The following is a 14448-nucleotide window of genomic DNA, read 5'->3' on the forward strand; positions in this document are numbered from 1 at the left end:
CCAATATTACTGATTGGTAAATATTTGTATCTCGAGGTATAAAACAATTGCTAGTTTTGTATAACAAAAAAATAGACAAGATGGAAGAGCTGATTAACTTCGATACAATTGCCCAGTACAATGATTATAATAACAACCCAACGCCACACCCCCTTGTAAATATAGTGGATCTATCCAAAGCAAATCCCCGTACGCACCATAGGCAACGTTTTGGATTTTACACCATTTTTCTAAAAGAAGTTAAATGTGGCGATCTTAGATATGGCTGTAATTATTATGATTATGATGAAGGCACAATGGTGTTTGTAGGACGTGATCAGGTGATTGGCAGAGAAAGCAAAGAGTATTTCCAACCTAAGGGCAAGGCTCTTGTATTTCACCCTGATTTTATCAGAGGTACTACGCTGGGGCGTAAGATCCAGGACTACACCTTTTTCTCTTATGAAATATTTGAGGCACTACACCTATCAGAGTCAGAGCGCAAGGTAATACAGGACTGCATAAGCAAGATTGAAACTGAACTACAACACCCAATAGACAAACACAGCAAAAATTTGATCGTTAACAATATTGAGCTATTCCTTAATTATTGTATCCGTTTTTATGATAGACAATTCATCACCAGAGATGTAGTGAACAAGGGGATTTTAGAACGATTTGAAAAAGTATTAAATGATTATTTTGCATCAGTAGAATTGCAATTAAACGGTCAACCCACTGTTGGTTATTGCGCAGAAAAGGTAAATTTATCGGCTAACTATTTTGGTGATCTAATCAAAAAAGAAACTGGTATGTCAGCATCTGATCATATTCAGAATAAGATGTTGGATATAGCAAAAGAAAAAATGTTCGATCCAAGGAAATCCATAAGTGAAATTGCCTATGAGTTAGGCTTTAGATATCCTCAACATTTTACAAGAGTCTTCAAACAAAAAGTGGGTGTGGCTCCGTTAGACTATCGAAGGCTGAATTAAACCTGTTATCTCAAATAACAATATATGTTAATGAAATTCTTTACTAAGGGATAATCCGCTTCCATATATAAGAAGCGGATTTTATAATTAGTATTAACACGCTGTGGCCACAGAGTTTAAAACTGCCTATGTGCCATTGTGTTTTTCAAGTTCCATTTCAGCCTTTAACACTCACCGGTCACTAATGATTTGCATGCCAATATGGCTAATGCTCCTGTTATTGAAAATAATGGGACTATTATTCAACACTCAAGCACAACTCATTATAGAAACCCATCAAAAATTAATATCTAGCAACAAAGTATTATTCATATATCTGCCTTAACCACTACTGGTAATTCAGGAGCTTTTAAAGTTCAATTGAATTAAGGACTGGATGTCGGATTAACTGTTAATGAATTAAGGAGGACTTGTACAGATGTACCCCCCATTACTTGGTTACCTTGGTATGACGGGGAATCGCGCCTTATTGTTCCGAAGTAAATTAACGATCTCTTTTTCATGACTAAATTTTACAGTACATGGCTTATCGACACAAACTATGCCATTTGTACTGCGGTCAACTGATCGTTACCATTAACAATGAAAGAAACATTCCCATTAACCAGCGATCCTCTCCCCACCACCGCATATTTAGTATCTTTTAGGAGGATCAATTTTATTGGGTCGTATTCAAACCGGTTAAAATAAATCTTTATTAAAAGATGTCTTCCCCATTAAGTAACACGTATTGACAACACCATGATCCAATATGAGCTCAATTGTAGCACTAAATATAAACTAACTATATTTTCAATTTCGCGATATGCCGTACATGAAGGAGACTTATCCAACATTCCGCCCGAGCAGTAAGGTAATCGCCAAATAAACTGATCATCTTATATTCTTCCAGTTCAATAATCAGCGGGAATTTTATGAAACAGGCTACGACAGGATTTTCAAGTGTCAGGTTATCTAATAGGTTACTTGCTCGAAGTACTATGCTTAACATGATGGCTAAATTGTCAATAAAACGTCAGTATGTGTATGGGAATTAGCGCTTAAAGCCTTATTTAATCAATCGTTTGATTGAAAATAATTTTCTTATTTTTGTACCTAACAAATTTTAAGAACCATTAGCATCACTCAACAACGAGCTTAAAAAAAAGGATAAAGTGGATAAGAGAAAACATTTAATGGACCATGCGACGCGGCTATTTGCCTTAAAAGGATATGGAAATATTTCTATAAGGGATATTGCTAAAAGTTCGAATCTCAACAGTGCAATGATAGGCTATTATTTCAGCTCAAAAGACTTTTTATTGCATGAAATACTTCGTACCTATTATGCCCCTATTCTTAACTTCATAGAAAAGACGCTTTCTAAGGAACAGCCACCGTTAAGCAAAATCTCCAGCATTATGAAATTCGTGACGGAACATGTGTTTGAAAACACCCATAGTACCTATGTTTTTTTTCAGGAAGGGATGACCATGGGCGAGGCGTATGATCAATCAAAAAACTCGGTTACGAAATCTCATAAGACGCTAATGGAGACGCTGCTGTCTTTATTTGATCAGGAAAATGATTTCAGGCATGTTAAATTTGAATTCAACCCACTCCTGATGGTATACGCACTCGGCGGTACTATTAAAGAGATATTCTACAAAAACAAAGAATTACTTCTGGCGGGTTCAACAATAGAAAATCGACTAAAAATATGTGAACTTAAAATTTCTGCAATAGATTTTCAGTCCTATCTTTTAAATTCTTGTGCCGATAAGGAATTGGCCTCCGAGAAAAAATAAAGTTTCAATTTAACCTTTATAACTAGTTTATAATATGATCAAGCCAACATCGTTAAAGGATTTCTACAATAAGACGTTATCGCCACAACCTGATAGAATTTGTTCAGAGATTGGTCATTTCAACGTATTTAGGATTAAAGATTTAAATCATCTCAAGCCCGATGATGCGAAGATGTTTTATAATCGAAAAACATTTTATAAAGTCGCACTTTTGGTAGGTCGTACTTTGGTTAAATATGCAGACCGAGAAATTAACGTTGAACATCATGGATTGCTATTTGCAGACCCTACCAATCCATATCAGTTTGATTTCACTGAGCTTGAAGAGGCTGGTTATTTTTGTATTTTTAGTACTGACTTTGTAAAAAACAGCTATGGCAATACATCAGCATCTAAATGGCCTATTTTCAGTTCAAACCTATACCCTGTGTTTAATATCACTATCGAACAGAAAGCTGAAATTGAATCAATTTTTGAACTTATGCGCCAGGAAATTAATTCTGAATATGCTTACAAATATGATCTGATCAGAACTTATCTGATACAGTTGGTTCATTATGGGCAGAAGTTACTTCCTGAAATTACGAACAAACCAGTTCTTGGTACGCAAGGAAATATCTACCAACATTTTTTGCAACTAATGGAGCAAGAGTTCTCTATTAACCTTCCCCTTGACAGGTTGGTATTGAAGTTACCTAGAGATTATGCGAAGAAACTTTGCATACATGTTAACTATCTTAATAAAAAGCTTAAAGAAGCAACAGGGCAATCAACTACAGAGCTGCTCAATGAGCGGATGCTAAAGGAATCAAAAATACTGTTAAAATATGATGATTGGAGCATCTCGCAAATCGCATACGGACTGGGTTTTCAGGATGGTTCCCATTTTTCAAAATTCTTCAAAAAGCAGCTTGGTTACCCACCTCTTCACTATCGCAGTATATAAGGATTGCATTATACCGGAACTGTATTGTATTTTACAAAAAAGTTGCTGTTGAGATATTGACATTTGATAATCTAAACAATCATTTAACATGCAAATAAGTAACAACAAAATTTTAATCACAGGCGGTGCTTCCGGAATTGGTTTTGGTCTAGCTGAGCGTTTCATTGCCGAAGGAAACCAAGTAATTATTTGTGGCAGACGTCAGGATGCGCTTGAGGAAGCTGCTAAAAAGCTACCTTCAGTAATCATAAAGCAGTGCGACCTAGAAGATGAAAACCAGAGAATAGCATTATACGATTGGGTGGCCAAGGAGCATGGCGATTTAAATGTTTTGGTGAATAATGCAGGGATCCAAAATTGGATGAACATCGAAGATTCAGATTTTTTTAGCAAAGCTAAAAAGGAAATTAAAATAAATGTTGAAGCCCCAATACAACTGATCACTTTATTCCAAGGTTTGAATTCACTTAATACGGTAATTAATGTAACATCAGGGTTAGCCTTTAGTCCATTAACCACAGTCCCAGTATACTGTGCTACAAAAGCTTTTTTTCACTCTTTTACCCTTTCACTGCGGTATTTACTAAGCAATACGCCTATTGAGGTGATCGAAATTATTCCTCCCGCATTAAATACAGATCTTGGCGGCAAAGGGCTACATGATATGTGGGAACCTGTAAGTGCTTTTATTGAATCAGTTTTCAAACAACTGGAAGAAGGAAAACAAAGCATTTCTCATGGATTTAGTGTAAAGATGAGTGAGGCCGGACAGGAAACGCTTCAAGGGATATTTAATCAAATGAATCCTAAATCCTGACCAACAAGATACGTATCTTGAAGCGTCACATATCTGGGAGAATAGATTTTAGCGTTGCGTTTATATAAATAGGTAAGGATAATTAGTTCTATCCTTCCTATTTATTTTAGGATTCACTAAACCGGAGATTTACATTTGCAATTATTGCAGCAATGACGGTTCTCTTGAAAGCAGAAAAATTGAAACAGAATTGGCTAGAAACCAATATAGCCAATATCAGAATAATAAATGGGAATTATCATTTGCAAATCAATCGATGCCTTCATCACAAAAAGCATTAATCTATTTGATCGAAATTAATCACGGCCTTAATTACCTCTGACTGCGATGTGAGCAATACATCAAACGTTTGAGGAACATCAATAAAAGAAAGCTTATGTGTAATGAAATCTGCGGGTTTTAAAATTCCCTTCTGGATATATGTAATAACACTACGGAAATCTTCGTGTGATGCATTTCTACTGCTTCTCATTGTTGTCTCCCTCTTATGGAATTCCGGATGACTGATTATGATATCCTTTTTTTGGAGGCCGATCAAAATCAATCGACCACCATGAGCGAGTAATGGCACGGCGCCATTTATCGCGTTAACGTTTCCGCTGCATTCTATGATAACAGTTGGCATATCTCCATTGGTGATTTCCATTAACCTCTGCTGAACATCTTCATTAGATGGATTTATAGTTTCCTGAATAGCTAATTTTTCCTTACAAAAGTTCAATCGCGCGTCATTCAAATCCATCACAATCACATTTCCTCCAGAAAGTTGTGCAAGCTTTGCTGCTCCAAGCCCAATCGGACCTGCACCAATTACCAAAACATATTCACCTTGGGTAATCTGTGATAATGATACCCCATGGGCACCTATGGCTAATGGTTCTACAAGGCTTAATTCATCTAACGATAAGCCATTGCCCAGAACTAGAGATGACTGAGGTACGGAAATATACTCCTGCATTCCCCCGTCTTCATGCACGCCAAATACACTGATGCTTTCACAACAGTTATTTTTACCACTTCGGCAAGCAATACATTTACCACACGAAAAGTATGGATAAACTGCTACATAATCTCCAATTTTAAATAGGCTGTTTTCTTCAATTGCTACAATCTCAGCAGCAATTTCATGGCCTAATACCCTTGGATATTCAAAAAATGGCTGATTTCCGGAAAAGGCATGATAATCTGTACCACATATTCCAATTCGACGAACTTTTAGTATAGCGAATCCCTTTTTGTGTAATGGATACTTTTTTTCTAAAAACATAAGCTTGCCAGGCTCAATACAAGTTAATGCAATCATTACACTTTTAATTTATTATTTATTAATCCAATTCTCTCCATCTCTTCCCAAAATTCATTTGGCACCTCAGCTGATGCCATTGCAATATTAACAGCAACCTTTTCAACCTTTGAAGTACTCATTGCAATGCTCTTAATCCCTGGAAAACGGGTTGAAAAATTATAACATACCTCTGCTGGCAGTAAATGAAATTTCTTACACAACTCAAAGAAATCTTCACGCCACTTAAGCAGAGCCCGATCGGCAGATTTACTCCCATCTACAAATCTGTAATTGTAAAAGTCGCTGCCTATTAAAAAACCTCCATTAAAAATTGCAGAATTAATAACTGGTATATTTTTTTTGTTTAATAAGGATAAAAATTCTACCAGGTCATTTGGGTGGGAGTGAACGGTTAGACTATTTGCAATCATAACCCAATCCAAATCAACATCTGCGCAGATTTTTTCAATTATTTTCCAGTCCTTTGCCCCTATTCCAACTGCTTTTACTCTTCCCGCAGCCTTTAATTCTTTCAATGCACGGTAAGCTTCAAGCACATCATCATAACGTTTGTGATAATCTTCAGTATTTTTTGCAGCTGACAGATATTCATCAGGATCGTGAACAGAAACAAATTCTGTGTTATATTTACCTAGAAGGCAATTGCCTTGTTCAAAACATTCCAAAATCCCCTGATAGCTAATTTTTTGGATTGCATCATATTTAAGATCTTTCCAGACTCCTGGCTCAAAAGTTGGCTCCGGGGATAAAAGCTCCGTTCTAAACCAACCTAGCTTGTTAGATATGACAACTTTAGGAGGATCAATATTGAGTTCGGACAAGCTTTGTCCCAGCACCTCCAAAGCAAGTCCAGCCCCGTATTTGCCCGCTGTATCAAAAAAAGCAATACCTCGTGAATGTTCTATGACTGCCTTTATAATTTCCTTTTTAGATTCAAAGGATTGTGACTGGTAAAGATTGCCAAGCCCACTTGTACCAAATACGATATTTGGGATCTGCACACTGGCATTTAAATTATCGGTCATTTTTAATAGCTTGCTGCTCATAATCCAGTTCAAAAATTCTTTTCATTAACACCCACTTTTCTCCAGGGTCAGACCATGGTAGCGCTTGTTGGAAATTCCACATAAGCCTCTCCCACTCCTGAACATGTTTATTAGATTTATCAAGTAATTTCTTTTTTTCAAAAGTAAACTCATCTGTAGTTTCCATGACCATAAACAAGCGATTGGAGGTTCGATATATTTCCATAGACAGAACCCCCGATTCGATGATGCTTTGGGAGATTTCTGGCCAACCATTTCTGTGATGTTCTTCATATTCCCTGATCAGTCTATCATCATCAATGAGATCTAAGGCAAGTGCATATTTTTTCATTTTTATAAAGTTGTGGTAGGTTTTGATTTAATTTTTGTTTCATTAGGACGATGCCCCTTCCAGCCATAGCATGCTACAATAGCAAAACATATCAAAGGAACGATATAGCCATTTTGAAGATTTCCACTTCCATCACTGACATATCCAAAAATCCTTGGAATAATAGCGCCACCTACTATAGACATGATAATCAGACTACTTCCATAAGCGGTATCGCTACCCAGCCCTTTTATGCCGAGCGCAAATATGGTAGGGAACATGATAGACATAAAAAAACTAATCGCAATTACTGAATAGATAGTGAGCATCCCGGTGCAAAAAATTGCTGGAAGACATAATAAAAGACATATTAGGGCAGATATCGCCAATAGATTGTAGCTCTGGAAAAAACGCATCAAAAAGGTACCTACAAAACGGCCAACCATAAAAGCAATGCCGCATATCCCCAGATACAGCGCTGCACGCTCGCCCGATAATCCGGCCGATGACGATGCATAAAGAATAAAAAGACTCAGTATACAAACTTGTGCTCCAACGTAAAAAAACTGTGCAACCACAGCCCAACGAAGTTGGGGATACTTAAATGCCTGCAGTATGTTTCCTTTCTTTTCTTGTGCTTCTGCCTGACTTCCCTTTGGTAGCCTGGTAAAGGCAAAAATAACTGCGATAGTGAGCAGTATTGTGCCTAAAATAAAATAAGGAGCCTTGACCGATTGAGCTTCTGCTGCAAGTGCGAACTGCTTTTCGGTTGAACTCATCTTTCCAAGAACGTCATCTGAAACACCTTTGACAAGAATAAATTTTGCTCCGATGATCGGTGCAAGGGAAGTAGCCAAACCATTAAAAGATTGAGCAAGATTCAATCTGAAAGAAGCTGTGGCGGGGTCACCAATTACCGAAACATACGGATTAGCAGCCGTCTCCAAAATGGTCAGTCCACATGCGATAACAAAAAGAGCAACCAGGAAAAACAGATATGACTGGGCATCGGCTGCAGGAACAAATAAAAAACATCCGGTCGAAAAAATGAGCAATCCTGTAATGATACCACTTTTGTATCCAAATCTCTTCATGAGCATACCTGCGGGGATAGCCATAATGAAATAGGCTACAAAAACAGCGGAATCGATCAGCGTTGCCTGAACCGTTGTAAGCTCAAATGACCTTTGTAAATGGGGGATCAATATCGGATCGAGATTGTGTGCAAATCCCCATAGAAAAAACAATGAAGTTACAAGTATTAATGCAAACTGGTTTTTATTCTTATTCATAAATATATTCTTCATGTATTAATTAGGCGCTTAATTTTCTGGCAGTGATTATGGTAAAATAGATCCACTACATTTTAAAAGGGCTAACACTGATATAGATGTTATAATCCTTAATCATTCCGGATTTATTTTTATCACTCCTTGGAAGATACCTAAAGCCCTTTATTTGATATTCTGCTCCCAGATCAATCACAACCTGATGTGGATGTGGGACAGTACCGCCAATGTATTGAGACTGCCAGAATGTTGATTCCTGATTATCGTAAATCCTATCTGCTGCATGGTTGGCTGCTGTCATTTCCTCACTATCAGCGTAAATTACCTTCCATTTTTGAGTGGATATCATATGATTTTCAGCATCCATGACCTGTAATTCTGCAATTGCACTGGTCATGTCTTTATCAAGCTGTGAAGTTGTAGCCTCTAAACAGAAATACCTTCCTATGGTAATATTTTTTAACATGATATCTTTCCAGTTTTTCTGATCATCGAATTTGCCTTTCAGAACAGGTATCACAGATGATAAGTCGAGTTTCTGTCCGTTTTTACGCACTAAAAGTGAGGCATCTGGAACAATTTTATCCACAACTGGTCTTTTTAATCCCATCATTGTGCTTTGAATTGGTACTTCAAGATCCAATACTATAATCTCATTGATTCCTTTCTTTAACCATACCCCTGGAACGAACATCGTTTGCTGTGGGCCAATTTTCCAAAACCTCCCTATATTATGTCCGTTTACCCATACCATCCCTTTGCTCCAAGTGCTCAGATCCAGGTAGGTATCGCCAGTTTTGCTAAGTTTAAAGTTAGCCTTATGCCAAGCCGGCCCAGTTGCATGCTCATTCTTGAAAATCATTTTTGATTGAAAATCATAATCTACCGGAAAACTGTAACAAGACCATTCGGTTAATTCTTCAGACCGATCCCCTTCAAAAATTTCTACCTTCTGGGTAATGCCCTTTCGATCAATAATGGCTTCACCAAAATTCACACGTCCTGTTGTTTCTACTAATATATCTAAAACAGCATCCCGAGATACTGGAGGAATCTGCACAGTATTTTCTGCCCTTCTCCGGTCTATGTTACCCACCAATTTTCCATTGATAAAAATTGATGCCCAATCATGTACATCAGTAATGACTAGCTTTCTTGGAACAGTTGAAGCCGTTAGATTGGTTCGATAATTAATCCTTCCCCATCCCTGGTCAAACATCTCCATGGGCATAATGCTTTTGCTTTTTTGGGCGGGGGGTAAATTCTCAAATAGATTGGCAGACTTAATGAAGGTGATTTTGGGTATTTCGATAACCTCTAAAGCGGTTGGCATAACACCGATTTTTTCACCTGGATTGAGATAATTCTTTAAAAGATCTCTCACGGCAAAAAACTTATCCGTTGGCCTTCCTTGTTCATCGATCGGCGCATCATAATCATAACTGGTGACCATAGGTGAATATGGCGGAGCGTTTGCGCCACCCCACTGTCCAAAAGTCGTTCCTCCATGAGCCATGTATAGACTAAAGGAAATTCTTCTTTCCATCATATCTTTCAAACTTCCGATAAAGCTGTTGATTGATCGTGTTTCATGAGGCCTCCCCCAATTATCAAACCATCCCGTCCAGTATTCGCTGCACATCAATGGCGCTGATGGGTATAGTTTTTTAAAAAGCTCAAACTGTTTATCAATATCTGATCCCGCACCAAAATTTAATGTTACCGCAACACTTGGCGCAGTTTGGTAATTGTTAAAATTCGAAGACCAATCACAGCGCATGAGCTGAACCCGATCAAAGCCTGCAGCCAGCACATTTTTTCTTGTCGCTTCCATATAATCTCCATCTTTGCCAAAAGCACCATATTCATTTTCTACCTGAACCATAATGATTGATCCCCCTTTTTGGATTTGAAGAGAAGAAAGCTGTTTACCAACCTCTTTTAAATATTTACCAGATCTTTCCATGAAGAAAGGATCATCCTTACTACGGACTTTTACATCCTTTTTCTTTAATAACCACCAAGGTAAACCACCCATATCCCATTCTGCACAAGCATATGGGCCAGGCCTTACTATACAGTACATTCCATTGGCTTGAATCAGCCTGACAAATTCGGCTACATCTTTTTGCCCTGAAAAATCAAAACTATCCATTCTTTCCTCGTGGAGATTCCAAAACAGATAGATACAAACTGTATTCATGCCCATTGCCTTTAACATTTTGATGCGATGGTCCCAATAAGCACGGGGGATTCGAGGAAAGTGGAGTTCACCTGCACGAATTAGAAACGGTTTACCATTTAATAGAAATTCATTTTGTCCAAGCGTAAAATCTGATGTTTGAACAGAAGCAGTCTTGATGGCGCCTATATTTGTTTTTTCTATGTTATTTTGGGCCTGTGTTGAATAATAAGCCGCTACACAAAACACAAATGCCAAAATCAGTTTCTTCATATAAATTTATTTTCTAGTTACAGCAAAATCCCCAACAATTATTTGATTAGTCTTGCTGTTATTATGTTTCAAACTTTAGTAATTCATCTATGATATTTTGAGCGAAAATGCATAAGTGTGTTTTGGTTTAAAATTACCTAAACTCACTTCAAGAAAATTTTCACCTTGCGTGAACGTCAATTTCTCGGCAGAGCCCGTAACCACCACATTCGAAACTGGTTTTTCTAAATTCGGACTTGCACTTTTCATGGATTTGATTCGAACAGTAGCACCCTCTGGCCAGCCCATTACGATAGCATATATGGTATTATCTTTTTTCGTAAAACGAATATCTGCCGAGGTAAAAGGCTTACTTTTGCCTTCATTGAAGCCTTGATCTTTTAAAGCCTGCTGGCTTTCAGTGGACGGCCCCTCACCAAAAATTTTCCATGGACGGGTATCGTATATAGCCTCACTATTTACTTTCATCCAATCTCCAATCTCTTCTATTACGCTTCGCTCTATCTCATCTATTGTTCCATTTCCTCTCACAGGAACGCTTAACAAAAGATTGCCATTTTTGCTGACAACATCTGCAAGCGTGTGAACCACCGTTTTTGCACTTTTATAACTCTTATTCTCATAAACTGTTCTGTCGTAATGCCAAGAACCTAGACAAGTATCGGTTTGCCATGGTAGCGGTTCTATTTCATTACTATGTCCACGTTCTATGTCCCATACCATGCATTTACGCTGCTGCTTATCCAGTATTTTACCGAATATTACCGCCTCCAGTTTATTGTTCTTCTGGATGCTTTTATTATAAGCATAAGATGCAATGCGCAATCCGACATCACTAACCGGCCAAAGTGGCAATGCAGTATCGTCAAAGTAGATCAGATCCGGGGAATATTTATCTATGAGTTCAATGGTTCTGTTATAGAATTTTTCGCAGTATTTTTTTGAAGGTACGGAAGCGCCATTACCCCAATCCCATTGTTTGCCTGAAGAATTATTATCCCAGCTATTTTCACTTAAAGCATGATTTTGTGCATATAAATCCTGTGGGTTGAGGCCATCCCACCATTTTCCCTTCCCATCAGCAGCCGTTAATTTCCCATCATAAGGTATGCCTGCCATATTGCCTTTCAAATCTGATCTTTGAGCAGTTTCCATCCAGGTCCATGCGTGGGCTGCATGCACGCTCACGCCAAAATGCATTCCGTTACTACGGGCAGCTTTTTCCCACCCTTCAATGATATCTTTTTTAGGGCCAATTTTTGTAGAATTCCATTTATTTTGGTGGGAACTTTTAAAAAGATCAAAATTATCATGGTGATTAGCAAGAGCCATGAAATATTTTGCACCTGCATTTTTGTATAAACTCAAAAGCTCTTGAGGATCCCATTTTTCAGCTTTCCACTCATTAATCACATCTTTAAAGCCAAACTTTGAAGGATGTCCATATTTTTCAAGGTGATATTTATTTTGCCTGCTCCCCTCCATGTACATTTCCCTTGCATACCAGTCACCATGTTCCGGTTGACACTGCGGACCCCAATGTGCCCAGATTCCGAATTTGGCATTCCGAAACCAATCCGGGGTTTGATAAGATGACAGGGACTCCCAGCTCGGTTTAAATGGCCCAGGAATATATCCGATTCCAGGGACTTCCAGGATTTTCTGTGCAGCATTTAGGTTTTTTCCTAATGCTAAAGCAGGTACACCCAAAGCAAGATGTTTAAGCAGGTCTCTTCTATTAATCATTTTTAAAGGTATTTAGCTAATATTTATTTTATGCTTATATTCTATTTAATAAGCTAATAAAATGATAGACATCTCTATCATTTTATTAGCTATAGGGTGCATATTGAAATATGGTTCAACATGCACCATATATCTAATAACCAGCGTTTTGCTTAAGATTTTTATTTACCTGGATTTCCTTTTGTGGAATAGGCCAAAGCTCATTTATCCCTTTTTTAAAGGCTCTTTTTTGATAAATAAAATAACCTTGATCATCTACAGGAAAGTCTCTATATGTTGAGGGGGTGTTGGTCAATTTCATTCCTGTAAATTGTTTATTAAGCTCTTCAGCAGCGATGCCCCAGCGCAGGATATCGTAATATCTAATCCCTTCGAAAGCAAGCTCTACCCGACGTTCTCGTCTAACAATTGTCCGTAAAGATGCAGGATCAAGTTGCGTCACGGCTGGCATATTAACTGAAGATCTTTTACGAATCACATTAATGGTTTGGTCAAGCAGACTTTGTGTTAATCCTCCTCCAGACTCAATCATTGATTCCAGGTAACCTAGCAAAACTTCCGGGTACCTGATCAAAATTGCATTTTGACCTGAATTCTGAAGATTACCCGTGTAACTGGGGTCCATTGTCTTCATGATACAATATCCACTCCAACCATACCTGTTGAAACGATCTGGTGAGGATGTGCCTGGTCTTGAAACATATGTTTGTCCTCTAAACATAGAGCGATCAGATATCATGATCGTAAAATCCAGCCTAGGATCTCTGTTAGCATAGGGCGTATTTGTGTTATACAAGGGCGATTCCGTAATTGGTCTGCCATCAATACATTCAAACTCTTTCACCAACTCATTGTACGGGGAGAACTGGTGCCATCCACCAAAAGCCTCTGGATAAAGATATTGAGGAACCGGATGGGAATAAGTATCCTGAATATATTGGGTACTCAAGATAATTTCCTTACTGAACTCATTTGAAATATAGAAAAGCTGGCTAAAGTCATCTTGGACAATATAAGCTTTGCTGTCAATGATCTTCTTGTAGGTGACTGCTGCGTCACTCCATTTTTTTTCAAACATCTGTAATCTTCCTAAAACTGCCAATGCAGACCCTGCAGTGAAACGGCCACTTTCAGCGTTAGGTCTGGTAACAGGAAGGACCGCAGCGCTCTCTTTAAGTTCTGTTTCTAAAAATGACCAGATTTCGCTTTTCGATGCGCGGGAAACGGAGTTGGCTTCACTTATATTCAGGACATTTTTAACCAAGGGCACATCACCAAAATACACCGTCAGATTGAAATATTCATAAGCTCTTAGCGCTCTTACTTCAGCAATCATTATTTTCTTAGCGTTTTCATCCATGGTTACTGTGCCAATGTGAGCCAAAAAATTATTACAGGTTGTAATCCGTTGATAGGAATTATCCCAATAGCCGGAAGTTACCCAATATGCTGAATTAAGTGATCCATCCGTTACCCTGTCCGGAGACATTTCTTTCTCAGATCCATTACCTGCCATTAAATCCAGCCACATCATGGAAAGTGGATGCCACCAATCCTGACCTCCCCATCCGCTTTGTGCTCTGTAAACCCCTGTCAGGGCTAGCTTTGCATCACCCTCTGTCTTCCAAAAAGTGGCATCCGACACCCTGTCCAAAGGTTGTTTATCAAAAAAGTCCTTTTTACATCCACTCATCGTCAATGATACAACCACCATAATAATGGTTGAGGAAACTATATATTTAGATATTTGATTTTTCATCGTTATAATTTTT

General features: G+C 38.1%; 11 protein-coding genes. 4 read left to right on the top strand and 7 right to left on the bottom strand.

Annotated elements, in window-relative coordinates; genetic code table 11:
* Positions 1 to 80 precede the first annotated feature (80 nt).
* From AB669_RS03870 to AB669_RS03890, 4 genes are all read left to right on the top strand, one after another.
* The gene (locus AB669_RS03870; protein WP_047797971.1) at positions 81 to 974 is read left to right on the top strand and encodes an AraC family transcriptional regulator; all 894 of its coding nucleotides are present in this window, start codon (positions 81 to 83) and stop codon (positions 972 to 974) included.
* Positions 975 to 2128: 1154 nt separating this feature from the next.
* Complete coding sequence (locus AB669_RS21405) at positions 2129 to 2761, top strand: TetR/AcrR family transcriptional regulator (protein WP_156166651.1); 633 nt, start codon at positions 2129 to 2131, stop codon at positions 2759 to 2761.
* 34 nt (positions 2762 to 2795) lie between these two features.
* Positions 2796 to 3707 carry an AraC family transcriptional regulator gene (locus AB669_RS03885; RefSeq protein ID WP_047797973.1) on the top strand — a complete coding sequence of 304 codons (912 nt, stop codon included), beginning with the start codon at positions 2796 to 2798 and terminating at the stop codon, positions 3705 to 3707.
* 88 nt (positions 3708 to 3795) lie between these two features.
* Positions 3796 to 4524 (top strand): SDR family oxidoreductase, encoded by a 729-nt coding sequence (locus AB669_RS03890; RefSeq protein WP_047797974.1) that lies wholly within the window; start codon positions 3796 to 3798, stop codon positions 4522 to 4524.
* 277 nt (positions 4525 to 4801) lie between these two features.
* Here AB669_RS03890 and AB669_RS03895 read toward each other — a convergent pair whose 3' ends face one another.
* From AB669_RS03895 to AB669_RS03925, 7 genes are all read right to left on the bottom strand, one after another.
* Positions 4802 to 5827 carry a zinc-binding alcohol dehydrogenase family protein gene (locus AB669_RS03895; protein WP_047797975.1) on the bottom strand — a complete coding sequence of 342 codons (1026 nt, stop codon included), beginning with the start codon at positions 5825 to 5827 and terminating at the stop codon, positions 4802 to 4804.
* Positions 5827 to 6855, bottom strand: coding sequence for an aldo/keto reductase (locus AB669_RS03900; RefSeq protein WP_156166667.1), 1029 nt, complete (start codon positions 6853 to 6855; stop codon positions 5827 to 5829). Before AB669_RS03900 ends, AB669_RS03895 begins: the two co-directional genes overlap by 1 nt.
* Positions 6845 to 7207, bottom strand: a complete 363-nt coding sequence (locus AB669_RS03905) for an L-rhamnose mutarotase (protein ID WP_047797977.1) — start codon at positions 7205 to 7207, stop codon at positions 6845 to 6847. Before AB669_RS03905 ends, AB669_RS03900 begins: the two co-directional genes overlap by 11 nt.
* 2 nt (positions 7208 to 7209) lie before the next feature.
* Complete coding sequence (fucP, locus tag AB669_RS03910) at positions 7210 to 8493, bottom strand: L-fucose:H+ symporter permease (protein WP_231582621.1); 1284 nt, start codon at positions 8491 to 8493, stop codon at positions 7210 to 7212.
* Positions 8494 to 8545: 52 nt separating this feature from the next.
* Entirely contained in the window at positions 8546 to 10930 is a 2385-nt protein-coding gene (locus tag AB669_RS03915) for a beta-galactosidase (RefSeq protein ID WP_053058242.1), read from the bottom strand.
* An 87-nt stretch (positions 10931 to 11017) separates the two neighbouring features.
* On the bottom strand, positions 11018 to 12676 hold the full coding sequence (locus tag AB669_RS03920) for an alpha-L-fucosidase (RefSeq protein ID WP_082120576.1): 1659 nt from the start codon (positions 12674 to 12676) through the stop codon (positions 11018 to 11020).
* 133 nt (positions 12677 to 12809) lie between these two features.
* Positions 12810 to 14435 carry a RagB/SusD family nutrient uptake outer membrane protein gene (locus AB669_RS03925; protein ID WP_047797979.1) on the bottom strand — a complete coding sequence of 542 codons (1626 nt, stop codon included), beginning with the start codon at positions 14433 to 14435 and terminating at the stop codon, positions 12810 to 12812.
* Positions 14436 to 14448 lie beyond the last annotated feature (13 nt).

Source organism: Pedobacter sp. BMA, assembly GCF_001027745.1.
GTDB lineage: Bacteria > Bacteroidota > Bacteroidia > Sphingobacteriales > Sphingobacteriaceae > Pedobacter.